The organism is Photobacterium sp. SP02, assembly GCF_038519165.1.
Classification (GTDB): Bacteria; Pseudomonadota; Gammaproteobacteria; order Enterobacterales; family Vibrionaceae; genus Photobacterium; species Photobacterium halotolerans.
Genome location: NZ_JASJOJ010000009.1, coordinates 1 through 25,243, shown reverse-complemented (window position 1 = coordinate 25,243; position 25,243 = coordinate 1). Strand labels below are relative to the sequence as shown.

Here is a 25,243-nt window from a genome sequence, read left to right as displayed (position 1 = left end):
CGTGATGATGTGAAGAATTACTACCGCTGTCATTCAGTTACAGCCGTGGAGCCCTTTACGCATGCGGTCTGGCGTCATTTAGTTGACACAGGATTGACAAAAAATGAGCAAAATTTAGCTATCTTGCATGCCACAAAGTAATCAAATTATGCTGAGTGTGCATATTCAGCAGTTAGCGAAGATGAAGGTAATGACAGAGTCTGAACAACAATCTGCCCATACTTCAGCCCGATATTTGCCGGGTAAGAATTCTGATGGGGGCGAGCCACCACGCCGCAGCAAGTGGAAAATTCTGCTTGCCCTTATTCTGGTTGGCAGCCTGGTTGCCATAGGTGGGCTGGGCTGGACGCTCAATAAACAGATAGCGGATAAATTTGCCGGCCAGCTTTGGCAGCTCCCGTCTGTGGTATATGCCCGCGAGCTGGTGCTGGAACCTGGAGCACAGGTGCGATACGAAGATTTAGTGAAGGAGCTGCAAGCCCTGAACTACCGCAAAGTCAGCAAGCCGACCCGGGTGGGTGAGTACAGTACCAGCCGCCTGAAAGTGGAATTCATTCGTCGCCCCTTTCAGTCACGCAGTGGTCCCCAGCAAGCACGTCATGTGATTGCTGAGTTTAGCTACAGCTCGGTTAAGCGTGTCGTCGATGCGAACACGCAACGTGAATACGGTATTTTTTCTGTTGAACCGCAAATGCTGGGTATGCTGGAAACGGACTCCAACGAGTTGCGCTTGTACAAACCGAAATCAGAGCTGCCTTCCACGCTGATTGATGCACTGCTCGCAACAGAAGACCGTGATTTTTATACCCATGACGGTGTGTCTGTGGTTGCCATCGGTCGCGCATTTCTGGCGAACATGAAAGCGGGACGTACCGTGCAGGGCGGCAGTACGCTCACTCAGCAGTTGGCAAAAAACCTGTTTTTATCCAGCGAACGCAGTCTGTGGCGTAAGTTCAAAGAAGCCTATATGGCGTTAATCATTGATTATCGCTACAACAAAGATGAAATCCTTGATGCGTACCTGAATCAGGTCTATCTGGCGCAAAGCGGCTCGGATGCGGTTCACGGTTTTGCCCTGGGCGCCCGTTTCTATTTTGGTTTGCCGCTGTCTGAACTGCGTATTGATCAGCAGGCCCTGCTGGTCGGTATGGTCAAAGGACCGTCCTACTATAATCCCTGGCGTTATCCGGAGCGTGCGAAAGAGCGCCGGGATCTGGTGCTCAGCTTGCTGCACGATACTCAAAAGATTGATGATGAGACGTATAAAAAAGCGATCAAGCAAGATTTAGACTTGCAGCCAAAAGGGCATGTCGCTGGCAGGCAGCCCGCATTCTTTAGCTTATTGAAGCAAGAGCTGAACAAGCGTGTCAGCCAGGGTTATAAACCGGGTCTGGGTTTACGCGTTTATACCACACTGGATCCTATTTCCCAGGCCAGTGCTGAGGGCGTTGTGCGGGCAAAAATGGCGGCACTCAAGAAGCAGCACGGCAAACAGCTTGAAACCGCCATGGTCGTTGCAGATCGCCAGACCGGTGAAATCCGCGCTATGGTCGGCGGCAGCCGTCCTGAGTTTGACGGATTCAACCGCGCACTTGATGCCCGCCGTCAGATTGGTTCTGTGGTGAAACCGGCGGTTTACTTGTCGGCGTTGGCACGACCAGAGCGATTTACTCTGGCCAGCAACCTGGATGACAAACCACTGACGCTGACCGATGAAAAGGGGAAAACCTGGTCTCCCCGTAATTATGATCGCCAGTTTCGCGGTGAAGTGCCTTTGGTTCAGGCGCTGGCACGCTCCTACAACATACCGACAGTGAATCTGGGGATGTCTGTTGGTTTAGACAACGTGGTGGATACCCTGGTTGATCTTGGTGTTGATCGTGGCCAGATCCCTCAGGTACCGGCAATCTTACTGGGCGCCTTTACTTTGTCGCCGTATGAAGTGACGCAAATGTACCAGACCATTGCCAATGAGGGGCGCCGCAGCGAACTGACGGCTTTGAGTGCTGTGACTGACAGCGATGGTGAGATGATTTATCAGGCATTGCCGACGGCGAAACAGGTGGTCTCCAAGCAATCTGCCTGGCTGACCATGTATGCCATGCAGAAAGTGGTCTCTGAAGGCACAGCCCGTTATCTGGACTCGATCCTTCCGTCACTGAAGCTGGCCGGTAAAACCGGTACGTCTGATGAAGGCCGGGACTCCTGGTATGTAGGCGTTGATGGCCGTGAAGTCGTGACAGTGTGGATGGGCCGGGATGACAATAAAAATGTCAAGCTGACAGGGTCCTCAGGCCCGCTGCGCCTGTATGCGGATTACATACAGCGCCGTGATCCTGAACCGGTCAAGCTGCAGGAACCTGAAAATATTACAGATGTTGCCTATCAGGTTAACCAGCAAGGCGGTTTGACGCAGGCCTGCATCGGTCAGGTTGAATTGCCTGTCTGGGATAAAGACGGCCGTCAGTCTCAAGGCTGTGAAAATAAAGTCTCTACCATTATTCGCTCGATCTTTAATTGGTAACAGTGACTGAAAATCATCAGCGGGTCGGTTACAATGCCGACCCGTTTTTTTATCTGAAGAGTAACCTTTTATGCGGCTTCTCAAGCGTACGGTTCATCCTGATATCTCTGATTTGAGTGGTTCAGTGTTTTACCGTGAAGCAGCCAGAGCAATCATTCTGGACGGTGACAATATTCTGATGCTGTACACCGCAAGGTATCACGACTACAGCTTACCCGGCGGCGGTATTGATGAAGGAGAAGAGATCGAGGCCGGGCTAATCCGCGAACTGCAAGAAGAAACCGGCGCCCGTAATATCCGTGACATTGTCCCTTTTGGTCTCTACGAAGAGTATCGGCCATGGTACAAACCTGAGTTTGATATCATGCATATGAAATCATTCTGCTTCACCTGCCGCATCGACAGTCAGTTAGGTGAAACGCAGTTGGAAGCGTATGAAATCCAGAATGGCATGAAACCTGTCTGGATGAATATCCATGACGCGATAGCTCATAACCAAGAAACGGTCGCAAAAAGCGATAAAAAAGGAATGTCCGTGGAGCGCGAGTTGTTTTTGCTTCAATGTATCCGTGATGAGCTGCTAACTGTGACTGAGAATGCCTGACTCTGATGTCATCCTAAAGTAAGTAATTGATTGCATTGTTCAAGACAAAAAGTGAATTCGCTCGATAAATGGTAACTTCACAGTTATTTTACACGCGAAATGGACGGAAACTGCCTATGATTATATCCATGTCATCGTATTTCTGGAGATAGTTATGGCTTTATTTGTTCGCAACATTTTTTTTGTCGCTCTGGCGGTATTTCCTCTCTGTGCATCAGCGGCATGGAAACTGGATAACAGCCAATCGCAATTGCGATTTTTATCCGTAAAAAATAACAGTGTGATTGAGCAGCATTCATTTAAAGAAATCGAAGGCTCTATCACGGATCAGGGCGAAGTGCAGGTGATGCTGGATTTATCCAGTGTAGACACACAAATCCCCATCCGGGATGAACGCATGAAAGCGATGCTGTTTAATGTGTCGGACTTTCCCAAAGCAATGCTGGAAGGTGAGGTTGATGTGACCGGGCTGGCGGATCTGAAACCGGGAGAAACACTGACTCAGCAAGTGTCTCTTAAGCTTAATCTGCATGGTGCGATTAATCCGGTCAATGCGGATTTGCGGATTACACGGCTGGTTGACGGCACGTTGATGGTCAGCAGCCAGAGCCCGATTATCCTTGATGCGAAAGCCTTTGGCCTGGAAAAGGGAATTACCGCGTTACAAGAAGTCGCGAATTTGAATGGCATACTGCCAAGTGTCCCAGTCTTTGTGAATCTGGCGTTTGTGCCTGAGCCATAACCCTCTGAATTATTTTGACCTTGGCGGTCCCGCTCATTATGCTCTTGTCTTATTCACATTGAATACAGGGAATGGTCATGAAGCGTGTGGTGGTCAATGGTAAGCAAATTCAACCGGGAAAAGTGGTCTGCATAGGCCGAAATTATGCAGCCCACATCGAAGAGCTAGGTAATGAAGTGCCCGAAGAGATGGTCATTTTCATGAAGCCTAACACTGCGATTGGAGATCAATTACACGCCACCCATGGTGGTGAAGTGCTGCATTATGAAGCCGAGATCGCGTATCTCTATCATGGCGGCCGGTTCAGCGCAGCTGCTCTGGGGTTGGATCTGACCAAGCGTGATTTGCAATCTAAACTGAAAGGCAAAGGCTTGCCGTGGGAGCGCAGCAAGGTGTTCGAAGGAGCCGCGCTGTTCAGTGAGTTCGTCGCTTTGCCCGCTTCTGATTCCCCGCTTGGATTAACGCTGCACATAGATGGCAGCCTGGTTCAGAAGGGCGACACAACCTTCATGCTTTACTCACCGGACGTTATTCTGGCTGAAGTGCAGAAGGTCATTCCGCTTGAGGATGGCGATGTGGTGATGACCGGGACGCCGAAAGGGGTTGGTCAGGTGATAGCAGGGCAAGAGTTTCTTGGTGCATTAACCTGTCATGAAGAAGAGCTGGTCAGTATTGGCTGGACAGCAAAGGACTGACACCTTCTCAGCCGGAGACAAGTGAACACAAAGCGGTAGGCATCCATGTTCGAAAAACGTGATTTGGTTAAACTGGCCAATATGAAAATGCCTTTTGGCAAATACAGTGGCCGGGTACTTATTGATTTACCTGAACCTTATCTGCTCTGGTTTGCCAAGCAGGGTTTTCCGGATGGCGAGCTGGGTCGATTGCTGGCGATCACGCTTGAAATGAAAATTGAAGGGTTAGAAGAGGTTATCAGGCCATTAAAAGGTTTTCGCCTTGATGCTCAGGCCTGATCAATATCAGCTATCAGAAATTAACAGGGAGCCGTCTGGCTCCCTGTTGTGTTTACTGGCTCAGAAAGGCGTAGCCTGCCACAAACGCATTTTCCTGAAACTGGCGCAGTCCTGTGCCGCGGAAATCGACTGACAACGGGCTTCTTTTCAGCTTTTCTTTGATATCGGCATTGCTGATAAAAGTGACATCCAGATCGTCAATCAGCTGAATAGCGGTTTCCATTTTGAAGCTTTCAGCGCTTCCCGCATGCTTGCCACGCGTTTCGCGGGTTTTAATGACGATGTGCTCCACCTGGTAGTCTTCGACCAGCTTTTTGAAGCTTTTCTGAAATTGACGCATCTGTTGGTTGTCAAAGGCATCGCTAAGCACCAGTTTCTGCGATCGGCAGTCAGGAATTGAAAACATCCCTTGTTTCAGTGACAGCAGACAAAGGTTAGCTTCTTTACCTTTCAGCTCAACGGCAAAAATTTTCATGGTATATCTCGAATAATGACTATGGCGGCTATTGTAAGCCAAGATAAGACGGGCTGTCAGTGATAATCACTGTGTGACGCTGATTTTTTACCGGGTTTCGCTGCGTTGCATTTGGGTGAAGCGAGAGAAAGGTTAAAGGGCTTTAACATTTTTCAAACAATCTTTTCTGCTTAGTTATAAATGTGCTTATACTTTTCATATCAAGCTGTTGACTGTGATTAAGGGATATAAGATGAGATTCAGACTTACGCCCCCTTTAGTGTTTTTAATTACCCTGGCTGCAATGTATTTGCTGGCTCAGTATTTTCCGCTATGGCGTTTCAGTTTTCCCGGCAAGATTTTATTGGAATGGGTATTCAGTGTATTGGCAGTCGGTTTCGGGCTGGCTGGCATCATGGCCTTTGCCCGTGCGAAGACGGCAATCAATCCACTTAAAACTACACGACTGGTGACCTCTGGCGTCTACCGGGTATCAAGAAACCCGATTTACCTGGGTTTGCTGTTGTTGCTGGTGGCGGTTTTTCTTAATTTGTCAGCCATTTCCAGCCTGATCATGATTCCTGTGTTTGCCATTTACATGAATTACGTGCAGATTGCGGCAGAGGAAAAAGTACTGAGACACGCATTTGGCCAGCAGTACCAGGAGTATTGCCAGCAGGTCAGACGATGGTGCTGATAGGGATCGGGTTATAAAACAGGGAGCTGTGTGCTCCCTGTTTTGGATCTGAGGATTAGCAATCCGCAACGGAATGTTTAGGCTTTAGCGGCTGGCCGGCAAAGCGAATACCACGCCAGCCATATTTCATGAATGTCCGTATATTCATATGATCGGTGCCATCAGGGTTGTTCAGCACAGCATCAAAATAGTGATGCCCAAAACAGGCTAGCGTTTCCTGTTCAGAGAGTTTGTGCTGCTGGGCAAAGGCGAAAATACGGCACGAGCCTTCATTGCTGCCCGCTTCGTTGGCAAGCGTTTCATTGCCCAGACCATTGCTGAATGCCGTCGGCCTGTAGTCGTAGTGCTGGTCTATGACACTCAGGACGTTGTCGAAAGCAACGCTCGTGGGTGATTCCTTGATGGTTTTGAGCAGCGTATCCATGCTGTTCTCCTGCTTCAGTTATATTGGGGGAAAACGGGGGAAGCCCCGTAGCAGCTCTGCATATCCGGCATCATGCGTCGGATATGCAAAAGCTATGAGTGAGTTCAGGTGTATTGCTGTCTTGCTTAACGTTTACCTGATTTTTTGGACTGCTGTCTCAGCGCGTCGTCCAACTCTTCCGGGTACAGGATAATGCCTTCCTGATCCAGGTTCGGAAACACGACAATCGCCAGTTCGTCGTCTTCTAACCCTGGTGTCCAGCGGCTGTGCCATTTGTTGATTGAAATCGATTCAGGCTTACATTCCGCCCAGTCTCCGGTTGCCCAGGCTTGCGCGAACTCCTGATTGGGCCAAATTGGCACACAGTCTTCATCCTCGCTGTTTAACATGACGCAGCCGTGTTCGTCGGTCAGAATCCAGATCTGCCCCTGACTGGTCACTTCTTTCAGCAGGTATTGACATCTTTTTTCCGCATCGTACTGCAAAATAGTGTCAATTTGTTCGGTGGATAAAGGGGTGGTGGACATAGTTGGATCCTGTTTTCGGATGTTGATTATTATGATTTGTTGACTTGGCGGCGCTATTGGCAGCATTTAGAAAAACGGCATTATAGATCGCCCAGAATCAACTGCTCTAAGCATAGTGGAAAGCGGGATGGGAAGAAAGGGGGAAGGCCAGGCGAAAAAAATGCCAGCAGAGACTGGCATTTCTGATGAGAAGCCTGAGTTATTTCAGGGTATAAGGTATCCGGACGGTCAATTGGAAATCAGGGGCATCAGCCGTTAACCCTGCCGCTGCACCCACGTTTATGGTGGTTTCTCTGTTCACGGCATAGTTGGCACCGAACGAAATAGTATCCAGTTGCAGTAATTTCGCATCGTCAGGATACCCTCCGTTCACTTTCGATTTCAGTATGGTTTTGTGGTTCAGGCCAATGCTGAATGAGAATCTGGGGTTGACGGCAAAACCCATACCTGCGCCCAATGAAATGGTGTCACCCAGATCAATGGTGTTGACTTGTGTACTTGGGGCTTGATCCGTTGCCGGGATTTGTATGCTGACATCATCTTTAATGTTCCAGATATAGCTGGCATTAAGAAACAGCACGGCAGGGTCAAGTGGCATGATCATAGTGACGCCCGGCTCTATGCTTGGAAAGCCTGAGCCTGTAGGCAACTCTTTGAAATCATTGGTGCTATCAATAGGTACCTCATAAGGTGAGCTCCCTGTGGTACTTTTGAAGCGCAGGCTGCCTATCCAGTAGGGGGCTTCGAGCATATTGAACTGGTACTTAAATGCCGCTTCTATATCCCCCAAATCGTTACCTTCAACTGTCTTAGTGGTGGGACTGTTGGAAGGGCCATTGATATCCCGCTCGGAGATGGAATCGTTACGGTAAACCCAGGGAATCCTGGCTTCGACTTCTAGCCGGTTGGTGATCCCGTAACGTCCGGTAAGGCCAAACGTCATGGTGGTTCTGTCAATATCACTGGCCCGTATCAGGCCAACAATGAGTGATGGCAGAACGGTATAACCGACCACCGAAACGGTATTGGAGGAGTTCTGGGTATAGGTTAAGGAAGAATCAAGAACGAACGACCCTTTCGGTGTCAGTACCCCTGGTCTTTCCAGAATGTCTGTCACTGTCTGAACCTGACGCGACTTTTGTTGGGTTGTTGTAGATTCCTCTGCAGCAACCGTGGTTGAAAAGATCGCTATCAGCGCTATAAGGCTGTGTGTGTTAAACTTTCTCACGATATCCTCACTTTGTTTGCAAAGGTCACCCCAAAAAATGGCAGTCAGTTGCACTGACTTGTCATAAGAATAGTCAAGCATTCGATAAAAAGTGATCAATAAAAGGTTATTTTTGTCTTACTTCTGCATCCTGATAAAAACAGTATTAATCTCAATACAATTATTAGTAATGAGATTGGTGAATCCATTCTTAGAAATAAGGACGTTCAGACAAAGTAAATAGAGGAATGCGTGTGGTTTTTATTGCCATCGTTTTTATTAAAAATAATACAAACTAAAAAGTGGCGAAAACTAGTATTAAGTTATCTCTCGTGGCAACACGGGGGAGCAATAAAATAAAAACTCAACATATTTGGAGTCTTAATCATGCGTAAATCTAATCTCGCGCTGTTAGTGGCAGTCGTAGTTGCATCTCCACTGGCTCTGGCTAGTGGCTATCCTCAAGCACCAACCTACGGTGGTGGTGGTTACGGTGGTCATAATGGTGGTTATGATGATAATGATTCATCCATCGTTGATTCATATAATGATGATATCACTAAGACAGCCACGCTGACCTACGACAGTGATAAAACCATTACCGACAGCTTTAACGAAGACAATGATCACCTGATCATGAAAGATATCAACAACGATAAAAGCTTTAAGTACACAGATAACAGTGACAATAGCAAGAAGTTCCACTTCGAAAGTAACTATAAGCACACTGAAACCTGGAAAATCGATGTTGATGAAAACTTCTACATGGCGAAATCTGACCTGAAAGGTGAAGTCATTGGTAATGACGTCACATACGGCGGTGCTTGCTGTGATGATAAAGACTGGGGTCATGGTGGTGGCTACGGTAACCGCGGTTACGGCCATGGTGGTAGCAACGGTGGCGGCGATGCAGGTTCACTGACTGTGACCCACATCAATGACATGACAGGTGCCTTTGCCGGTGCTTCAGGTATCAGCCTGGCAGGTCAAAACGCCGGTAACAACTCGCTGGTTCAACAAAGTGCTAGCACTAACGCTGTACTTCTGGGCCAATAACACATTAGCTGAGAGGTGTCAGAGGCAACTCTCAGGAGGACGTCATGAGATATTTAACGCTGACCGTAGCTGTACTGTTATCTTGGGGTGCAGTTGCTGATGAGTTGGATATTCTAACAACTTCCGATACGTTGAGTGATAGTTCAATGTATGAGACTCGGGGTGGGCAGTACGAGCTCAACATTGACTACATGCAAGCTGATTCGGATATGTACGGTGATGTCGTAGGTAATGGCGCGTATGGCAATACAACTGGTAATAACGTAATTGATGGCGGAGCCTTCAGCGGATCATCAGGGGTATTCAACGTAGTCCAAAACACCGGTAATAATGTGTTAATTCAAAATGCGACCGTGGTTAACCTGACATTGAAGTAACACTGTTAGTGTATCTAAGCCGGATTATTTAATCCGGGAATAAAACTAAATGTTAAATTACTAGTAATTGATATTTGGTTTCGCAGGGCTAACATCATTGCTTCAACATCTATAACATTTACCCAGCATGAGATTTATTTAAATCTCATGCGTTATGGGGAACATAATTGGAGTAACATCATGCGTAAATCAAACGTGTTGTTATTAGCAGCGATAATTGCATCGCCTATGGCGTTTGCAAGTGGCTATCCAGATGCAGATAACATTGAAGGCAGCTTCAATGATACTGTCGATAAAACATTGACTGTTGATGTCAGCAAGTCTAAAGAAATCGATTATTCATTCAATGAAGATAATGATTTTCTTTACATGAAGGACATCGGTAACGATAAATCCAAAACCATTAAGAATAACAGCGATAATTCCTGGGTTGTGAAGAAAGTGTCTGATGTGGAAATCGACAAAACTTTCAAAAAATCATACAGCATGGATAAAGTACTCGCTGATTCTGAAATTGATGGCGAAGTGATTAAAAACGAAGTGACCTATGGCGGCGCTTGCTGTGACGGTAAAGCCGGTACTGTTGATGTTGAACACTTCAACACCATGGCGAACTCGTTTGGTGATGCGTCCGGTATCAGCATTGCTGGTCAGAACGCAGGTAATAACTCTATGGTTCAGCAATCTACCAGCACCAACGCTACACTGTCTGGCTCTGCTAGTTACTAACCAAATCGGGCCGTCGCAAGGCGGCCCTTTCATTGTTTTTACCTATGGAGCTTTTCAATCATCTTGAGAATCTCCGATAGATAAGAATGATTTCCTGCCTGACGACAATAAGAGCGGCGTCGGGTTAATAACAATAAAGGGTGTGGTGATGAAAATAAAACTGGCAACCCTGGCACTGGCAGGATTAATGGTCAGCACAACCGTAAGTGCTCTGGACTATTTCCCAAGCCGAGGCGCATACAACGTAAAAGTGCAAAGTTATCAGGAGAAACTCTTTGGTGATGTGATGCGCCAGCAGTACGACTTTAGTTGTGGTTCTGCGGCGGTGGCTTCACTGATGACTTATCACTACGGCATTGAGACCAATGAAAATACGGTATTCAAGTCGATGTTTGAGAAGGGAGATCCTGAAAAAATTGAGAAACAGGGATTTTCCATGTTCGATATGAAGAACTATATGCAGTCTGTTGGGCTGGATGCCAATGGTTATCGCCTGCCGCTTGAGAAATTTAAAACGCTTGGGGTACCCGCTATTACCATTGTCAATTTTGATGGCTACATGCACTTTGTGGTGATTAAAGGCATCAACAGCGAACAGATTATCCTGGGCGATCCATCGCGTGGCACCATGGTGATGAAGCTCAGTGAATTTAAACCTTATTATCGCGGCTCGGTATTGCTGGTGAAAAACAAAGTAAAAGAGGGACGCGAAAGTTTCATTACCCAAGAAAACTACAGTGTATATAACCCTTCACCAGTATCTGATGCTGTCGCAAGGGACTCGCTGTCAACGTTCAGTATTACATTGCCGGGTACAAACGATTACTAAAAGGCAGAGGCTAGTATGAACAAGCTATCTTACTATGTTGTAGCAGCCACCCTGGGAGGTGCTGCTGTCATGGCAAATACTTCCGCGAACGCATTCACCAAGCCATCGAGTTTGTTGGTATTGAATGACTCGGGCATGATTGCCATGACACAATCGGAAATGTCTGCAATTCGAGGTGGTTTCTCGGCGGAAGGTTCGCTGATAAGCATAGGGCTGAGTATCATCACGGCCCTGAATGGCGAAGAGATTCTGCGCTCACACATTGCCAATTTCACCATAAGCAACGGGTTGCTTACCACCACTGCAGGCTCCGCCTATTCAAGCGGCGAAATGCTCACTTTGAAGCAGGTGGGGGATAACAACTCTTTTGAACGGCCCAGTTTATTACCCAACAGTATCATGCAGGTGGTGCAAAACAGCCTGGATGGCAGCAATATCCGTATTGAGAGAAACATAGACATTGATGCTGATATTAACGGATACATCCAGCATAGTGTACTGAAAAGCCGACTTGAGAATGCGATTTTGCATACAGGATATTGATAGTTATTTCCTTTCATTTGTGTTGTTAGTGTCAAGGTACAGCAGGCTGCTGTACCTTTTTTGTATGCAGTTTTGTCCAGCCAGGTATACGGTCGTAAAAAGTTCCAGAATTGCCTCGAATCTTAAACTGCTGAATATTGGCTGATTATGTTGTGAGAAGGCATTTCTTGAGACAATTCTTACTATTGATACCACGCGTAACAGAGGTTTCTTGCCTATATTTTCAATGAACATTAATAATAAATGTGCATTGAAATGAAGGTGACTTCTGATGGTAGGTCAATGTCAAAATAAAGCACTAAATGGCAGACTAGTGGCAATAGGATGTAACTACGAGCCTTGGATAGCGCTTCTCGAACAGTCAGGTTGGAAAACCCAGTGCTGTTATGATTTAAGAACGGTTGATTCAATCCTGGAAGAGTTCAGCCCATGTATTTGTATCGTTGATTTAAGCAATAATGATTTTAGCTTGAACAGCATATCTTTGAGGGCAAATAAAACCAAACAAGTGAGATGGATTGCTCTGATCAAAAAAGAGCAATTGAAAACAGATGCAATATGTCAGTTTATCAATAACTTTTGTGTCGACTATTTCACTGTACCCGTACCAGGCAGCCATCTGCTGGATACCGTTGGTCATCAGCTGGGTATGCTGGATATTGAATCCAGTTCCTGGCATGAGATTACCACCCAGCACGAAATGGGCTTGTTTGGCGAGTCAAAAACGATCAAACAACTTCGTGACATGGTTCGTCGTGTGGCGTTAACAGAAGTTAACGTGTTTCTTACCGGGGAGAATGGCACGGGCAAAGAGCTGATAGCCAAATCGATTCATAACCTGTCTAAACGCAAACATGCCCCCTTTGTGACAATTAACTGCGGGGCACTCAGCAAAGATGATGAAAAGCTGAACTTCCTGAGACATGTGTCCAGGCTTGATGAGGAAGGCGCCGGCTTTAACGGCACCATCATGCTGGATAATGTGGAAGAGTTAACCAAAGAATTTCAGGAATTACTCCTGTCCTTCATTCAGGCACCCGGCAGTGATTCTCTGGATGGCGATTCGGCCTGCGATGTTCGCATTATTGCGGCAACCAGCGCAGATCTGGACGCCTTGGTGGCGAAAGGGGAATTCAGCAAAGAATTGTTTTATCGTCTGAATGTCTTCCACATAAAAGTACCAACCTTGCGTGAGCGTGGTTCTGATATTTTCTTGTTAGCAGAAACCTTTTTGCAGAAGTTTGCCAAGGAATACAGCACCATGGCATCGAGTTTCTCGGAAGACTCCAAGCAACTCTTGCTGCGCTACAGTTGGCCGGGTAATGTCCGTGAGCTGATTAATCAGGTCAAACGGGCAGCGTTGCTGGCGGAGGGGAACGAAGTAAGGGCTGAGCATTTTGATTTGCCCAGTAAGGCAAACTTCAAGCAAAGCCTGCGTAATATCAAGGATGAAGCAGAGAAAGACGTGCTGGTGGCGGTACTGGAAACGCACCGGGGTCAGGTTGCTTCGGCGGCCAAAGATTTGGGTGTGTCGCGTGCAACCATGTATCGGTTGCTGAACAAGCACAATATTGTGCCTGATGTCCGCCACTATAACTCGTCGTTTATGCGTGAATAATCCGTAAGCTGGAAGTGAAACACCCCGCACTTTGGTGCGGGGTGTTTGTTTTTATACAATTTGAACGAGATGACATTTTTTAGTGAGACAACAGAATGATTTCGTTGTGCTCATCGGAATCTGTATTGGTGTAGACACACTCAGGCTGGTCAACCATAAGCTCATCCATGGTTGGCACAACGAGTGTCGCCAGGTTGATACTGTCCATTTGTGTTCCTTACTTCTTAGCTTTACTACTTAGCTTGGTTTCTGTCTGCCAGAAACACTAGGTGTTTGAGATGACATTAACATGACAACGCGGCGATGTGCAGAGTCGTTTGGCTATCATTGACTCTTGTTCACAAATTCGTCGTCCACAAATCAATCGCCCACAAATAAGTCCGAGACCTTATTAGCCCTTCGCTTAACGGCCTGAGCCTGGTAGCAAAGTAATGTCCAGTACCAGCGGGCAGTGATCCGACAGCGTTAAACGGCTGACATCTTTTTTGGAAAACGGGTACTGATAGACTTCTCCCTGCCTGAGGGCATCGGCAATGTCGGCTGACGCCACAAAGTGATCGATCAGGGCGGTGTATCGCCGGTATTCTGCCTTGCGTTTGGCGCGGTTCAGACGAACATAGCACGAGGCGTTCACGTCTTTTGTCAGCAGATGGACAGAATGACGATCAGAAGAAGAAGCGCTCAGGGAACGATACAACCAGTCACCGCTGTCGGCCATGCGGTGATTAAAGTCGCCGCTGATCAAAAACGATTCTTTAGCCGCCAGCCGTTGATCAATCCAGTTTTTCAGCACACCGGCCTGATAGCTCAGGACACGGCAGGACGCAGACTGTCTGCTGATCTTGCTGGTGTAGCAGCCGGACTTTAAATGCACGCTGAGCAGGTGTATCGGCCTGCCTGACTGAGGGTGAACAACCACATACGTTCCGTAGCGAAGGCGGCCTTTTCTGGCCCGTTCGCCTGACTTAGGCGCGGTGCGGATATTCAGACTGGCGATATCTTGCGGGTCACTGACGGGCAGGGATTGGCGGATAGCAAAGCCAGTGTACTGATTGCCGTCTCTGAAGCTTTCACTGGTTTTGCCGTACCGGTCGGAAAGATACAGCGAGTACTGGCCTTTGGGCAGGATACGCTCAACGGCTTCCTTACTGTCTGCTTCCTGAAACGCAATAATGTCCGGTGAGACCCGGCGGATCACATCAGTAAAGTAGGCATAATCGGCATCGGTGCGGGTTACCCGGGGGGTGCCAAACCATTCCAGATTCCAGCTCATAACAGTCAGTGATTGCGGTTGTGGCTGTTCGCGGCTAAAAGAGGACAGGGTGTCTGATGCATGGCTGAAAATGCTGATAAAAATGACACAGAGGATCAGGCCAAGCGCTATTCTAACGCTTGACCGAACGCTGTTTACCCTGGTTAACCTTGCCGCCATCAGACCCTCTCCTGCACTGAAATGAAACACTTATCAAAGTGTAACCGACATTTATACATTCCTGATTCAGATCAAAGCAAAGCTGCGGCATCTGTCGCTTAATGCACTACATATTGTGTCTCGTGCTAATAACAATGTGCTTATTTTGTGTTTATGGGGTGTGTGGTGACAGTGAACAAGGACAGCGACAACAGGCTGGAAGCGATGTTGCAAGATATTCGCGGACTGATGGGGCAAACCCATGCCGAACTGCTGAATGAAAACGCGAACAAAGACAGCAGAGTCATTCCTACTCAGCGGGATTTATTGGCGGGAATAGTGGCAAAGCATTATGCCCGCCAATTTCTGTTGCCTCAGGATATTGCTGATGCGCATGACAGTGGCGATCTGCACTTTCATGATCTGGATTATGCGCCATTCTTTCCGATGTTTAACTGCATGTTGATCGATCTGGAGACCATGCTGACCCAGGGTTTCAAGATGGGCAATGCCGATATTGCCACGCCTCGCTCTATCTCAACGGCGACAGCAGTGACAGCTCAGATCATCGCCCAGGTTGCCAGCCATATTTATGGCGGCACAACGGTGAACCGCATTGATGAAGTATTGGCACCCTATGTCACCAGAAGTTATCAAAAACACCTGGAGGTTGCCCGGGAGTGGGAGATCCCCGATGCCAGAGCATACGCCAGGCAGAGGACGGAAAAAGAATGTTTTGATGCCTTTCAGTCACTGGAATATGAAGTAAATACGCTGCATACCGCCAATGGGCAAACGCCTTTTGTCACTTTTGGTTTTGGTCTTGGCACGTCCTGGGAGTCGCGTCTTATTCAGGAGTCCATACTGAAAAACCGCATTGCCGGTCTGGGAAAAAACAGAAAAACCGCCGTGTTCCCCAAACTGGTGTTTGCTATTAAAGACGGCATCAACCATAAACCGGAAGACGGCAATTATGATATCAAGCAACTTGCGCTGGAGTGTGCGTCAAAACGCATGTACCCCGATATCCTCAATGTCGAACAGGTAGAAGCGGTGACGGGCTCGTTTAAAACGCCCATGGGGTGCCGCAGTTTTCTGGATCGCTTTGAAACCGATGGCAGGCTGGTTCATGAAGGGCGCTGCAATATTGGCGTCGTCAGTCTGAATTTGCCGCGTATTGCGCTGGAAGCCTGCGGTCAGGAAGAGGTCTTCTATCAGTTATTGTCAGCACGTTTACAGCTCGCCAGAGAAGCACTGGCGTACCGAATATCATCGTTAAACGGCGTGAAAGCCAAAGTGGCGCCTATTTTGTACATGGAAGGTGCCTGCGGCGTACGGCTTGGCCCTGAAGACGAAGTCAGCGATTTGTTCCGCCACGGCCGGGCATCGATTTCCCTGGGCTATATTGGCTTACATGAAACCATCAATGCACTGTATGGCAGTGATGTGCATATTTTTGATTGCCAGCACCGGCAGGAAAAAGCGCTGGCCATCGTTCGTTTTCTGCGACAGGCCGTGGACAGCTGGAAGCAGGAAACCGGTTACGGATTCAGTTTGTATGCCACGCCCAGTGAAAACCTGTGCAGCCGTTTTTGCGCGCTGGACAGAAAACAGTTCGGGGAAATTGAAGGGGTAACGGATAAAGGTTACTACACCAACAGTTTTCATCTGGATGTCGAAAAGAAAGTCAATCCTTACGACAAAATTGACTTTGAAATGGCTTACCCCGCAGTGTCCAGCGGGGGATTCATCTGCTACGGCGAATACCCGAATCTGCAGCATAATTTGGAAGCGCTTGAAAACGTGTGGGATTACAGCTATTCCCGGGTACCTTATTACGGGACAAATACCCCTATCGATGAATGCTACGACTGTGGTTTTTCAGGGGAGTTTCGCTGCACCAGCAAGGGGTTTACCTGCCCTGCATGCGGCAACACAGAGCCCGCCAGAGTCTCTGTTATCCGCCGGGTCTGCGGTTATCTTGGCAGCCCGGATGCACGGCCTTTCAATGCCGGCAAGCAGGAAGAAGTCCGTCGTCGTGTCAAACATATGTAATGCTCGGGAGTGAGAGTGAACTTTCATCAATACTATAACTGCGATGTGGTCAACGGGCCGGGTACACGCTGTACCCTGTTTGTCTCAGGCTGTGAGCATCAGTGCCGGGGGTGCTATAACCAATCGACCTGGCCGGTTAGCAGTGGCCGATATTTTGACCAGACAATGGAAGATGCCATCATTGCTGATCTGCAGGATACGCGTATTTTGCGCCGGGGATTGTCGCTGTCCGGTGGCGATCCGCTTCATCCGGCCAATCTGGGCAGCATCAGTCAGTTAGTGAAAAGGGTCAGACAGCAATGCCCGGATAAAGATATCTGGCTGTGGACCGGGTATCTGATGGAGCACCTGACTGCGGAGCAAAAACGGGTGGTATCCTATATTGATGTGATGATTGATGGCCCCTTTGTTCAGCCGTTACATCATGCCTCACTTATCTGGCGGGGCAGCAGTAACCAGCGGGTATTGCGCAAAGCCGGGCCGTCAGGTGCATGGGTAGAAATGAACAATTATCAACAGCGTTGATATTAACCCATTCAATTTTCATGGCTTTTATTGATAATTGCTAAAGTTATCCACTGTTTCTGTGTATAACTGTGGGAAAACATAGTGCATGAATAATACCGAGGTGGATAAACCCATGGTTAAAACACCGACCAGTGCTGGGCTTGGCAGGGAATTTTCGGTACACTTCGCCACCCGATTCAAACCAAGAACGACTCGAGTCCTGCTATGTCACGAACAATTATTTACACCTATAAAGATCAGGAAAAGCACATCAGTTTTTCCTACAGCCAGTTTCGCTCTATTCACGAGGCGGTTGCCGCTGCAGAAGGGATTGATTTAACTGGATATCTGAAAATGGAACAGCAGGTAGAAGCTGTGTCCAGCGGCGAGAAGGCAGTAAGAGACTTTCGTGACAGCCACTTTCGTAAGCTGGGGTTCGGCAAAATAACGCTGGCACCGAAACAGCATCGTGGAATTGGTGAAAAATAAGTTATCTTTTTGCTGCTCGCAATTGCAGTAAACGATAAATCCACCAACCTGCCAGAGCGGCCAACAAATGCTTGATGCTGTGGCCGCTGATCCACTCCCCAGTCAGCAGATAGATAGCGGTGTCTTGCTGCTCGGCAATCTTGGCGAATCCGTATGTCACCAGTGCCGCCAGATAATATCTGCCACCGGGGCGTCTTTCCTGATACAGCATCAGAATCAGTGGCAAATGCACAATGGGCAGCAACTGAATCAGAATATACGCACTTAAATCCGCAGCGCCTCCCTGATAGGTCGTCATCAGATACCAGTACACAACGGCAAGCAGTCCGTAGACATTCAATGGCAACAGCAATCGCTGTCCTAACCTCGGCGAAATGTACTCGCTTAAGACGATGCAATACAAGTTAACAAAAGCCAGGCTGATCGGAATGCGGTCTAACATCAATCCGAACGGGGCGGGCGAGAGATGGTAAAACGCTGAGCCAAGGCTGGTGGCTAGCAGGGCCTGAAAAAACAGGAAATACGCGCTGGATATTTCAGGTTCGATAACCTGATCGGCCTGTCGCGACGGGATCCGGCTGAGCAGCCTGATACCCAGCAACCCGACTACGGAAAACGGCAGGTTGGTAATGACGTTGCTGAAGTTGTTGATGCCGAATCGCTGGTGGTTATCGGCATAATCGTAAAAATTGGCTGGTTGGGTTATCGGCGCCCAGTACAGGGTCACAACAATGAGCAACAGGGCTGACCCAATCAACAGCCCCGCTTTTAGTTGCTCCGATCCAGGCATGACAGTCAATGGCTGCTACTTTTTCATCGCAATGAAAGTATGAATGTGCCATTGGCGTTTTTCGCCCGTCAGCCGGGAAGAGACCTCATGGCGCTGCTGCCAGGTCACGACGTAGAATTGACTGAACAGCCGCTCCAGCTCTGGCTTGCTGTGCGTCATTATCTTGTCTGAAAAGTCGGAATCATCACCATTCATGCCCAGGAAATGGCCACAGAAGATTCCCCCCGGATTGAGGCACTGCACGATTTTCTGCCATACACCGTAAAAATCTGTGCGCGGACAGAAGAACAATGACGCACTGGCATTGACCAGATGGGCTTTAGGAAAGCGGTATTCGCTGAAGGAGCAATGCTGCAGATCCAGCAGCGGATTCGAGGCAGCAAGAGGATGGGTGGATAACTGCCTCAGGCTTTCCAGATTATTGTCAAAGGCATACACACGATAACGCTGCTCTAACAGATAGAAGGTATCTCTGCCATGGCCGCACCCGCAGTCAACCGCCACTTTCCCTCTGAGTCGTTCACCCAGTAATTGATGTGCTTCAACCAAGTGCGTACGGGGCGCTTGCAGAGCGGATGGAAACAGATAGGTTTGCCAGTCTATGGTGGCCATGTATACCTCGATAATGCTCACTTCGTGGTCATTTCAAGTATAAGCCGCGCGTGCTGAAGCCAACGTTCAATTGTTAGACACAGCGATAATCTTTGTGCATCCTCTTCGTGCGGATTCTCAGACCTGTCATCCATGGCCCCGGCAGGCGGGCAGAGGCAAAAGTGTTGCGCCGTATCAAGAATTTGATCTTACATTGCGCACAAACTTTGCTACTATTTGCGCCAACAAGCCCGCGAACCAGCGAGCCCCCAATCAAGAGAGAAATCATCATGACGAAATTAACTACAGACGTACAGGCGAATGCTGAATTGTTCTTCACTGAGTCTAAAGAGACGCATGTGGTGTACGGCCTGTGCAATGAAGAAGGGGATTGGCTGTCTGTTGACTCAAGCGAGTTTGAAGAGTCGGAAGTGATGCCGTTCTGGTCCACTGAAGCGGATGCGAAATTTCATTGTGTGGAAGAATGGGCTGAATTTCAGCCATCTCAGCTGCCACTAGACGTGTTTGTTCAGGACTGGATGATCACCCTGTCTGAAGAAGGGGTACTGGTTGGCCTGAACTGGAACCAGGAACTGGAAGGTGCTGAAATGGAACCTCAGGAAGTGGCGAAACAGTATTTGTAATACTCTTCGAACATACAGTGAAAACCGCCGGCAGGCGGTTTTTTTGGCGCTATTTTTTATAAAAGCAGGCAATTTATGGATTCAAAACGTTATCAGGCCGGGCTGGCCAGGCTCAATGAACTGGACCCGGGAGCAGAGCAGCATTTGAAGGAAACCTTTCAGGCAATTTGTCCTGAGCTGGCCGATTTTATTATCAGCTTTCCGTTCGGTGAGGTGCTTTCCAGAGAGGGGCTGGATTTTAAGACCCGCGAGCTGGCGACTATTTCGGCGTTAACGGCGATGGGCAACTGCCAGCCGCAACTGGCCAGCCATATCAAAGGTGCACTCCATATTGGCTGCCAGCCTCAGCAGATTGTCGAAGTGATACTGCAGATGGCCGTCTATGCCGGTTTTCCGGCAGCGATCAACGGCATGACAGTGGCAAAAAACGTGTTTCAGGAGTCGGGAATCATACCCACTGAACTGAGTGACTGAGCAGAAGCGCTCTGTCAGCCAGTTTGAATTTTCACCTTGTAAGATTCTGATTTTAAAGATAATGAAACCTAAGCGTCATTAAGATTGCACCCAGTTGTAACACTCTGCGCTCAGTATGTGTGCCCGTTAACACATAAAAGCTGATAAGAAACTTAACTGGGGAAGTCTGATGAGCAAGGCAACATTCGATCCAACATGTTACAACAAGAGTGGCAATGAAACGTTTCAGCAGGTGCTGGATAAGCACCTTTCCCGCCGTACCGCACTGAAAAGCACATTAGGTCTGGGTGCACTGACCGCATTGAGCACCTTTGGTCTGGCCGGCTGTGGCAGTGACAGTGACTCTGGTAAATCTAACGGCGGCTCGGGGACAAATCCTGAAGCGCCAAACCGCAGCACAGCCGTGCTGAATTTCGATTCCATTCCCGGCTCTTTACTGGACGCCGTGGCTGTGCCGGCCGGTTATTCCGCCCAGGTGCTGGTCCCCTGGGGCACCCCGTTGAACAATAAAGCCAGCGCCTGGGATAACACGGGCAATAACTCGGCAGAGGATCAGGCGAACGCGATGGGGATGAACCATGACGGCATGCACTTTTTCCCGCTCAACGACGCTGCCGATGATGGTTTACTGTGTATTAACCATGAGTACATCGAACCTGATGCGTTACATCCCAACGGACCGACGACAGATTTTGGCACCAATTTGCGCACCAGTGCCGAGGAAATCCGCAAAGAGATCAACGCGCACGGCGTCAGTGTAGTGCGTGTAAAACTCACCGGTAATCAGTGGGCGATTGTTGATAACGATCCGCTTAACCGGCGTTTTACGGCGGCCACTGTGATGGATATGGCAGGCCCGCTGGCGTACACCTCTTATCTTGAAACCCGTTTCTCGCCCGATGGCAGCCAGACCCGCGGCACACTGAACAACTGCGGTAACGGCTATACCCCCTGGGGCACCTATCTGACCTGTGAAGAGAACTGGCCGGGTTATTTTGTCAATACAGGCACTAAGACCGAAGAGCAGAATCGCATCGGCGTATCGGGCTCGGCCACACGTTATGGCTGGGATGATCTGGCCGGTGATGCAGATGAACGCCTTGATGAATTTACGCGTTTTAATGTCACCCCAACCGCGGCAAGTGCCGCCGCTGATTATCGCAACGAAGCCAATGGCTTTGGTTACATCGTGGAAATCGATCCCTACAGCCAGAATGCCCGTGCGGTAAAACGTACCGCTCTGGGCCGTTTCCGCCATGAAGGCTGCGCTTTCGGCAAGCTGGAGGAAGGAAAACCGATTGTTTTCTATTCGGGGCATGACTCAAAATTTGAATACATCTACAAATTTGTCTCTGACGCGGTATGGGACCCGGCAGATGCCAATCCGTCGAACCGCCGCGCTGTGGGCGATAAGTATATGGATCACGGCACCTTGTACGTGGCGAAGTTTTCAGAAGACGGGGCAGGTAGCTGGTTACCACTGACCATGAACAGCCCGACCACAGGTGGTGGTGTGCTGGGCGATACCTTTGATTCATTGGCCGCTATTTTGCTCAATACCGCCGGGGCGGCTGATCTTGTGGGGGCAACGCCAATGGACAGACCGGAATGGACCACAGTGGATCCGTTTACAGGCACTGTGTATCTGACGCTGACCAACAATTCGAGCCGCACAGAAGCCAATGTCGCTAACCCGCGCCTGAATAACTACTTTGGTCATATTATCCGCTGGGATGAAGGCAGTGATGCGACCTCGTTCAGCTGGGACATTTTCCTGTTTGGCTCACCCGCCAGTGCAGATGCCGACACTAATCTGTCTGGCCTGACCGAGCTCAATATGTTTGCCAGCCCGGATGGCCTGGCATTTGATGAGCGCGGTATCCTGTGGGTGCAGACGGATAATGGGGCGGCGGATGTCACCAGTTATACCAATGATCAGATGCTGGCGATTGTACCCTCTGCCATGGTGGACAGTCAGGGTCAGCAGCAAGCGGTCACCGGCGCAAACCAAAGCCAGCTGAAACGCTTTTTTGTCGGCCCTAACGGTTGTGAAGTGACGGGCTTTGCGATCAGTCCTGATTATAAATCTGTCTTTATTAACATTCAGCATCCGGACAATTGGCCGTATTCTGATAACGCGACGACAGAAACCCCGTCAGGTCAGACGGTTCGCCCTCGTGCCGCCACTGTAGTGATTCGCCGTAATGATGGCGGAGAGATTGGCATCTGATGTCAGCGGTCTTCTAACCCGTTATCAACCCGCAGTCTGACTGCGGGTTTTTCGTTGCAATTTCCTTTGATACCTTTCTATTGATATCTATCCTCCGATTTCATTTCTTCGCGACTTTCCCTGATGAAGATTTCATTAAAACTCACCCTGATGCATAATAGATCTATGATTTGTAAAGGATGTTTTGATGCGTCTTTCAGATTGACCGGGTTTACCGTCAGGATTGATAGCGAATGAGATATGCAGGTGTGAAGGTTGTTCTGCTGGTTGTTTTGTGTGCGGTATCTGTCGCTGTTAAGGCGGCGCCATCACAGTCGCCGGGATGTGTGATTTTGTTGCATGGCCTTGCCAGAACAGCAAATGCGATGGATACCATGGCAACGGCACTGGAGCAGGCAGGGTATCAGACTGTGAATATGGATTACCCGTCGACAACGGCAAGTATTGAGACCCTTGCGGCGTCCGTCATTCCGCAAGCGCTGTCTCAGTGCCAGCACATTGAACCGGTTCATTTTGTTACACACTCAATGGGCGGCATCTTAGTCCGGCAGTATCTATCGGCAAATCACATATCAGGCCTTGGCAGGGTTGTGATGCTTGCTCCGCCCAACAAAGGCAGTGAAATTGTGGATGCGATGCGTGATTTTACACTGTATCAGTGGATTTACGGCCCGGCGGGTCAACAACTGGGCACGGATAAGGCCAGTGTGCCCAATACGCTCGGACCGGTTCAGTTTGAGCTGGGCGTGATTGCAGGCAATTACAGTATCAACCTGCTGACCTCCTGGCTGTTGCCCTTGCCTCATGACGGTAAAGTGTCGGTCGCCAGTACCCGGGTCGAGGGGATGCAATCGCATCTGGTCCTGCCGGTCAGCCATACCTTTATCATGAACAATCATGAAGTTATTGCTCAGACCATGACATTTTTACGTCAGGGCCGCTTTATAGATAATCATTAAAAGATTCAAGGATCGCCCGCATGTTTGTACTTCCTACACCACGGTTAGCCTTAACGGATTTCCTGCCGTCAGATACAGATGCGTATCTGGCGATGGCACAAGATGAAAAGTATCAGCGTTTTTACAGTGAGCAAGATTGCAATGAGAAGACTATGCGTGATCTGGTCACTCTGTTTGTTGAGCAGGCCAGAGAACGCCCCCGGGCAAAATATCAGTTAGCGATCCGTCTGGCACAAGGCAAGGAACCAGTGTCTCCTTTGATCGGTACTGCGGGATTACGCATAGATAACAGCGGTGATGCATCGGTTGGCTGCGGTTTGCTGCGAGCCTGTCATGGGCAGGGCATTGCAGAAGAAGCAATGATAGGGCTAGTCAACTTTGGTTTTGAAGATTTAGGGATTCACCGAGTGTATGCAGAAACATTGGCGGCCAATAAAGCGGCAATAGCACTTTGTCGCCGTCTTGGTATGATCGAAGCCGAGCGGTTGCATTCCCACCGTTACTTTAAAGGGCGCTGGTGGGACGTTGTCACTATGGAAATGGACCTCCGCCGCTGGAAAAAAACGGGGCTGTCTTTCGCAGCGCCCGGATGTGGAAATAGCTTCACTTGAGCGGATTGTGCCAGGTGAGGTCTGTATGTTCAGGCTGATATTCAGTCTGCTTCAGAGAGGGTGTTATGAAAAAAGTGATGCAAGTCGTTGCTGCTCTGGCCATACTGCTGGCTGTTTTCTGGGCCGGTATGCAATTTGAACGTTTTCGCTATGAAGACGTATGTTTGGATATGGGCGGCGGCAGAAACCCGGGTGATTTCCCGATCTGCGTGATTCAGACCCCATGATCACGCTTAAATAGAGACAGTGTTTAACAGGTAAAATATTATTTTGGTTGTACGGGTAACTAATATGGATGTGATAGAGATTCAGGACGTTTCACCCTTTAAGGCGCAGTTAATTCCGCTGTTGCAAAACTGCGTGGATGACGGCGCTTCCATAGGTTTTTTGCCCCCGTTAAGCGATGCGGAAGCCGAGGCTTACTGGCTTGGAGTGGGAAATGACATAGGTGACGGGCGTAAATTGTTTGTCGCCTGTGAGGGCGACTCCGTCATTGGCACGGTGCAGCTTGCTTTGACGTCAAAACGTAACGGATACCACAGGGCGGAAGTGGAAAAACTGATGGTTAACACGGCTGCCCGCGGCAAAGGGGTTGGAAAAGCATTGATGGCCACGGCTGAAGCATGTTGTCAGCAGTGGCAGCGCAGCCTGATTGTGCTCGATACCCGGGAAGGGGATGTTGCTTCATCCCTTTACCGTAAACTGGGTTATACCGAAGCGGGAAGAATTCCTGACTTTGCCCTGAGTGCGTCAGGTCAGTTGGATGCAACGATATTTTTCTATAAGCAATTAACGGTGTAAAACCTTGTAAGTGTGTTGGCCACAAACAGTCTCGGGAGCGGGGTCACTCGCACCCGGTCTGCTGGCAAGCAGTCTTTAACCGTTTGAAAGTCAATGTTTTCTAGCATAGCCACCGCTCGGGCGACTTGACTAAAAGGCCCGTTTCAGGCGCGGAGCGGGGTTTGCTGATGATCCGACAATAAATATTTACAGCCCTGATTACCTGTGTTGAAACGAGTAGCAAATGGCATTCAGCTAAGACAAGATGATATATTTTGTATCATGAATGAGAAGTTGTTAAATCGTAGGATCGATCACCATGATCTGATCCACTAACTCTGGACACTTAGCTAAGCACTGTTCTTCAATTCAAAATTCTCAGGGCTGAGATAGCCAA

Annotated in this window: 29 protein-coding genes and 1 pseudogene; 22 read left to right on the top strand and 8 right to left on the bottom strand. The window is 48.7% G+C overall.

Features of this window, described 5'->3' with window-relative positions:
- Positions 1-127: 127 nt before the first annotated feature.
- The 5 genes from mrcB (at position 128) to P0Y67_RS06135 (ending at position 4,844) form a co-directional block, all read left to right on the top strand.
- Positions 128-2,524 carry a penicillin-binding protein 1B gene (gene mrcB, locus P0Y67_RS06155; RefSeq protein WP_342391154.1) on the top strand — a complete coding sequence of 799 codons (2,397 nt, stop codon included), beginning with the start codon at positions 128-130 and terminating at the stop codon, positions 2,522-2,524.
- A gap of 70 nt (positions 2,525-2,594) precedes the next feature.
- The gene (locus P0Y67_RS06150; protein WP_342391153.1) at positions 2,595-3,128 is read left to right on the top strand and encodes an NUDIX hydrolase; all 534 of its coding nucleotides are present in this window, start codon (positions 2,595-2,597) and stop codon (positions 3,126-3,128) included.
- 154 nt (positions 3,129-3,282) lie between these two features.
- Positions 3,283-3,870 (top strand): YceI family protein, encoded by a 588-nt coding sequence (locus P0Y67_RS06145; RefSeq protein WP_342391152.1) that lies wholly within the window; start codon positions 3,283-3,285, stop codon positions 3,868-3,870.
- Between the two features lie 77 nt (positions 3,871-3,947).
- Positions 3,948-4,565 carry a fumarylacetoacetate hydrolase family protein gene (locus tag P0Y67_RS06140; protein WP_342391151.1) on the top strand — a complete coding sequence of 206 codons (618 nt, stop codon included), beginning with the start codon at positions 3,948-3,950 and terminating at the stop codon, positions 4,563-4,565.
- 45 nt (positions 4,566-4,610) lie between these two features.
- Positions 4,611-4,844 carry a DUF3820 family protein gene (locus P0Y67_RS06135; RefSeq protein ID WP_192014215.1) on the top strand — a complete coding sequence of 78 codons (234 nt, stop codon included), beginning with the start codon at positions 4,611-4,613 and terminating at the stop codon, positions 4,842-4,844.
- A gap of 52 nt (positions 4,845-4,896) precedes the next feature.
- On the opposite strand, the gene P0Y67_RS06130 is transcribed toward P0Y67_RS06135, so the two are convergent.
- Positions 4,897-5,319: a DUF3010 family protein gene (locus tag P0Y67_RS06130; protein ID WP_218386605.1), complete on the bottom strand. Its 423-nt coding sequence runs from the start codon at positions 5,317-5,319 to the stop codon at positions 4,897-4,899.
- 232 nt (positions 5,320-5,551) lie between these two features.
- Here P0Y67_RS06130 and P0Y67_RS06125 point away from each other — a divergent pair, with 232 nt between their 5' ends.
- Positions 5,552-5,995 (top strand): methyltransferase family protein, encoded by a 444-nt coding sequence (locus P0Y67_RS06125; protein ID WP_342391150.1) that lies wholly within the window; start codon positions 5,552-5,554, stop codon positions 5,993-5,995.
- A 55-nt stretch (positions 5,996-6,050) separates the two neighbouring features.
- On the opposite strand, the gene P0Y67_RS06120 is transcribed toward P0Y67_RS06125, so the two are convergent.
- From P0Y67_RS06120 to P0Y67_RS06110, 3 genes are all read right to left on the bottom strand, one after another.
- Positions 6,051-6,419, bottom strand: a complete 369-nt coding sequence (locus P0Y67_RS06120) for a HopJ type III effector protein (RefSeq protein WP_337111312.1) — start codon at positions 6,417-6,419, stop codon at positions 6,051-6,053.
- Positions 6,420-6,544: 125 nt separating this feature from the next.
- Complete coding sequence (locus P0Y67_RS06115) at positions 6,545-6,946, bottom strand: DUF2750 domain-containing protein (protein WP_161444629.1); 402 nt, start codon at positions 6,944-6,946, stop codon at positions 6,545-6,547.
- A 199-nt stretch (positions 6,947-7,145) separates the two neighbouring features.
- The gene (locus P0Y67_RS06110; protein ID WP_342391149.1) at positions 7,146-8,174 is read right to left on the bottom strand and encodes a transporter; all 1,029 of its coding nucleotides are present in this window, start codon (positions 8,172-8,174) and stop codon (positions 7,146-7,148) included.
- A 366-nt stretch (positions 8,175-8,540) separates the two neighbouring features.
- Here P0Y67_RS06110 and P0Y67_RS06105 point away from each other — a divergent pair, with 366 nt between their 5' ends.
- The 6 genes from P0Y67_RS06105 (at position 8,541) to P0Y67_RS06080 (ending at position 13,305) form a co-directional block, all read left to right on the top strand.
- On the top strand, positions 8,541-9,209 hold the full coding sequence (locus P0Y67_RS06105) for a hypothetical protein (RefSeq protein WP_342391148.1): 669 nt from the start codon (positions 8,541-8,543) through the stop codon (positions 9,207-9,209).
- Between the two features lie 44 nt (positions 9,210-9,253).
- Entirely contained in the window at positions 9,254-9,586 is a 333-nt protein-coding gene (locus tag P0Y67_RS06100; RefSeq protein ID WP_046219929.1) for a hypothetical protein, read from the top strand.
- A 180-nt stretch (positions 9,587-9,766) separates the two neighbouring features.
- Positions 9,767-10,315 carry a hypothetical protein gene (locus tag P0Y67_RS06095; RefSeq protein WP_342391147.1) on the top strand — a complete coding sequence of 183 codons (549 nt, stop codon included), beginning with the start codon at positions 9,767-9,769 and terminating at the stop codon, positions 10,313-10,315.
- 148 nt (positions 10,316-10,463) lie between these two features.
- Entirely contained in the window at positions 10,464-11,144 is a 681-nt protein-coding gene (locus P0Y67_RS06090) for a C39 family peptidase (RefSeq protein WP_027254228.1), read from the top strand.
- 15 nt (positions 11,145-11,159) lie between these two features.
- Entirely contained in the window at positions 11,160-11,687 is a 528-nt protein-coding gene (locus tag P0Y67_RS06085; protein ID WP_342391146.1) for a hypothetical protein, read from the top strand.
- Between the two features lie 271 nt (positions 11,688-11,958).
- Positions 11,959-13,305: a VpsR-related response regulator gene (locus P0Y67_RS06080; protein ID WP_342391145.1), complete on the top strand. Its 1,347-nt coding sequence runs from the start codon at positions 11,959-11,961 to the stop codon at positions 13,303-13,305.
- Positions 13,306-13,384: 79 nt separating this feature from the next.
- Here P0Y67_RS06080 and P0Y67_RS06075 read toward each other — a convergent pair whose 3' ends face one another.
- Positions 13,385-13,513 carry a hypothetical protein gene (locus tag P0Y67_RS06075; protein WP_255558089.1) on the bottom strand — a complete coding sequence of 43 codons (129 nt, stop codon included), beginning with the start codon at positions 13,511-13,513 and terminating at the stop codon, positions 13,385-13,387.
- 195 nt (positions 13,514-13,708) lie between these two features.
- On the bottom strand, positions 13,709-14,737 hold the full coding sequence (locus tag P0Y67_RS06070; protein WP_342391144.1) for an endonuclease/exonuclease/phosphatase family protein: 1,029 nt from the start codon (positions 14,735-14,737) through the stop codon (positions 13,709-13,711).
- Between the two features lie 210 nt (positions 14,738-14,947).
- Here P0Y67_RS06070 and nrdD point away from each other — a divergent pair.
- The 3 genes and pseudogenes from nrdD to P0Y67_RS06055 form a co-directional block, all read left to right on the top strand.
- Positions 14,948-16,771, top strand: a pseudogene (gene nrdD / locus P0Y67_RS06065) (anaerobic ribonucleoside-triphosphate reductase); the annotation flags it as partial.
- Between the two features lie 15 nt (positions 16,772-16,786).
- Positions 16,787-17,296: an anaerobic ribonucleoside-triphosphate reductase-activating protein gene (nrdG, locus tag P0Y67_RS06060; protein WP_342391143.1), complete on the top strand. Its 510-nt coding sequence runs from the start codon at positions 16,787-16,789 to the stop codon at positions 17,294-17,296.
- A gap of 207 nt (positions 17,297-17,503) precedes the next feature.
- The gene (locus tag P0Y67_RS06055) at positions 17,504-17,767 is read left to right on the top strand and encodes a DUF2960 domain-containing protein (protein ID WP_120512255.1); all 264 of its coding nucleotides are present in this window, start codon (positions 17,504-17,506) and stop codon (positions 17,765-17,767) included.
- Position 17,768: 1 nt separating this feature from the next.
- Here P0Y67_RS06055 and P0Y67_RS06050 read toward each other — a convergent pair whose 3' ends face one another.
- Positions 17,769-18,524 carry a hypothetical protein gene (locus tag P0Y67_RS06050; protein WP_342391142.1) on the bottom strand — a complete coding sequence of 252 codons (756 nt, stop codon included), beginning with the start codon at positions 18,522-18,524 and terminating at the stop codon, positions 17,769-17,771.
- Positions 18,525-18,572: 48 nt separating this feature from the next.
- Positions 18,573-19,190, bottom strand: a complete 618-nt coding sequence (locus P0Y67_RS06045) for a class I SAM-dependent methyltransferase (protein WP_342391141.1) — start codon at positions 19,188-19,190, stop codon at positions 18,573-18,575.
- 248 nt (positions 19,191-19,438) lie between these two features.
- Between P0Y67_RS06045 and P0Y67_RS06040 the strand changes: the two genes are divergently transcribed.
- The 7 genes from P0Y67_RS06040 (at position 19,439) to P0Y67_RS06010 (ending at position 24,867) form a co-directional block, all read left to right on the top strand.
- Positions 19,439-19,792 (top strand): DUF2750 domain-containing protein, encoded by a 354-nt coding sequence (locus tag P0Y67_RS06040; RefSeq protein ID WP_342391140.1) that lies wholly within the window; start codon positions 19,439-19,441, stop codon positions 19,790-19,792.
- Positions 19,793-19,867: 75 nt separating this feature from the next.
- A complete protein-coding gene (locus P0Y67_RS06035) occupies positions 19,868-20,266 on the top strand; it encodes a carboxymuconolactone decarboxylase family protein (RefSeq protein WP_342391139.1) in 399 nt (132 codons plus the stop codon).
- A gap of 169 nt (positions 20,267-20,435) precedes the next feature.
- Entirely contained in the window at positions 20,436-22,496 is a 2,061-nt protein-coding gene (locus P0Y67_RS06030) for a PhoX family protein (protein WP_342391138.1), read from the top strand.
- Between the two features lie 233 nt (positions 22,497-22,729).
- On the top strand, positions 22,730-23,455 hold the full coding sequence (locus P0Y67_RS06025; RefSeq protein WP_342391137.1) for an esterase/lipase family protein: 726 nt from the start codon (positions 22,730-22,732) through the stop codon (positions 23,453-23,455).
- 20 nt (positions 23,456-23,475) lie between these two features.
- A complete protein-coding gene (locus P0Y67_RS06020; protein WP_342391136.1) occupies positions 23,476-24,066 on the top strand; it encodes a GNAT family N-acetyltransferase in 591 nt (196 codons plus the stop codon).
- A 65-nt stretch (positions 24,067-24,131) separates the two neighbouring features.
- Entirely contained in the window at positions 24,132-24,293 is a 162-nt protein-coding gene (locus P0Y67_RS06015) for a hypothetical protein (protein WP_192014184.1), read from the top strand.
- Between the two features lie 64 nt (positions 24,294-24,357).
- A complete protein-coding gene (locus P0Y67_RS06010; protein WP_342391135.1) occupies positions 24,358-24,867 on the top strand; it encodes a GNAT family N-acetyltransferase in 510 nt (169 codons plus the stop codon).
- Positions 24,868-25,243: the final 376 nt, after the last annotated feature.

Excerpts from the sequence above, each read along its gene's own strand:
- mrcB (WP_342391154.1), top strand. The coding sequence starts at position 128 with ATGCCACAAAGTAATCAAATTATGCTGAGTGTGCATATTCAGCAGTTA.
- P0Y67_RS06150 (WP_342391153.1), top strand. The coding sequence starts at position 2,595 with ATGCGGCTTCTCAAGCGTACGGTTCATCCTGATATCTCTGATTTGAGT.
- P0Y67_RS06145 (WP_342391152.1), top strand. The coding sequence starts at position 3,283 with ATGGCTTTATTTGTTCGCAACATTTTTTTTGTCGCTCTGGCGGTATTT.
- P0Y67_RS06140 (WP_342391151.1), top strand. The coding sequence starts at position 3,948 with ATGAAGCGTGTGGTGGTCAATGGTAAGCAAATTCAACCGGGAAAAGTG.
- P0Y67_RS06135 (WP_192014215.1), top strand. The coding sequence starts at position 4,611 with ATGTTCGAAAAACGTGATTTGGTTAAACTGGCCAATATGAAAATGCCT.
- P0Y67_RS06130 (WP_218386605.1), bottom strand. The coding sequence starts at position 5,319 with ATGAAAATTTTTGCCGTTGAGCTGAAAGGTAAAGAAGCTAACCTTTGT.
- P0Y67_RS06125 (WP_342391150.1), top strand. The coding sequence starts at position 5,552 with ATGAGATTCAGACTTACGCCCCCTTTAGTGTTTTTAATTACCCTGGCT.
- P0Y67_RS06120 (WP_337111312.1), bottom strand. The coding sequence starts at position 6,419 with ATGGATACGCTGCTCAAAACCATCAAGGAATCACCCACGAGCGTTGCT.
- P0Y67_RS06115 (WP_161444629.1), bottom strand. The coding sequence starts at position 6,946 with ATGTCCACCACCCCTTTATCCACCGAACAAATTGACACTATTTTGCAG.
- P0Y67_RS06105 (WP_342391148.1), top strand. The coding sequence starts at position 8,541 with ATGCGTAAATCTAATCTCGCGCTGTTAGTGGCAGTCGTAGTTGCATCT.
- P0Y67_RS06100 (WP_046219929.1), top strand. The coding sequence starts at position 9,254 with ATGAGATATTTAACGCTGACCGTAGCTGTACTGTTATCTTGGGGTGCA.
- P0Y67_RS06095 (WP_342391147.1), top strand. The coding sequence starts at position 9,767 with ATGCGTAAATCAAACGTGTTGTTATTAGCAGCGATAATTGCATCGCCT.
- P0Y67_RS06090 (WP_027254228.1), top strand. The coding sequence starts at position 10,464 with ATGAAAATAAAACTGGCAACCCTGGCACTGGCAGGATTAATGGTCAGC.
- P0Y67_RS06085 (WP_342391146.1), top strand. The coding sequence starts at position 11,160 with ATGAACAAGCTATCTTACTATGTTGTAGCAGCCACCCTGGGAGGTGCT.
- P0Y67_RS06080 (WP_342391145.1), top strand. The coding sequence starts at position 11,959 with ATGGTAGGTCAATGTCAAAATAAAGCACTAAATGGCAGACTAGTGGCA.
- P0Y67_RS06075 (WP_255558089.1), bottom strand. The coding sequence starts at position 13,513 with ATGGACAGTATCAACCTGGCGACACTCGTTGTGCCAACCATGGATGAG.
- P0Y67_RS06070 (WP_342391144.1), bottom strand. The coding sequence starts at position 14,737 with ATGGCGGCAAGGTTAACCAGGGTAAACAGCGTTCGGTCAAGCGTTAGA.
- P0Y67_RS06055 (WP_120512255.1), top strand. The coding sequence starts at position 17,504 with ATGTCACGAACAATTATTTACACCTATAAAGATCAGGAAAAGCACATC.
- P0Y67_RS06040 (WP_342391140.1), top strand. The coding sequence starts at position 19,439 with ATGACGAAATTAACTACAGACGTACAGGCGAATGCTGAATTGTTCTTC.
- P0Y67_RS06035 (WP_342391139.1), top strand. The coding sequence starts at position 19,868 with ATGGATTCAAAACGTTATCAGGCCGGGCTGGCCAGGCTCAATGAACTG.
- P0Y67_RS06030 (WP_342391138.1), top strand. The coding sequence starts at position 20,436 with ATGAGCAAGGCAACATTCGATCCAACATGTTACAACAAGAGTGGCAAT.
- P0Y67_RS06025 (WP_342391137.1), top strand. The coding sequence starts at position 22,730 with ATGAGATATGCAGGTGTGAAGGTTGTTCTGCTGGTTGTTTTGTGTGCG.
- P0Y67_RS06020 (WP_342391136.1), top strand. The coding sequence starts at position 23,476 with ATGTTTGTACTTCCTACACCACGGTTAGCCTTAACGGATTTCCTGCCG.
- P0Y67_RS06015 (WP_192014184.1), top strand. The coding sequence starts at position 24,132 with ATGAAAAAAGTGATGCAAGTCGTTGCTGCTCTGGCCATACTGCTGGCT.
- P0Y67_RS06010 (WP_342391135.1), top strand. The coding sequence starts at position 24,358 with ATGGATGTGATAGAGATTCAGGACGTTTCACCCTTTAAGGCGCAGTTA.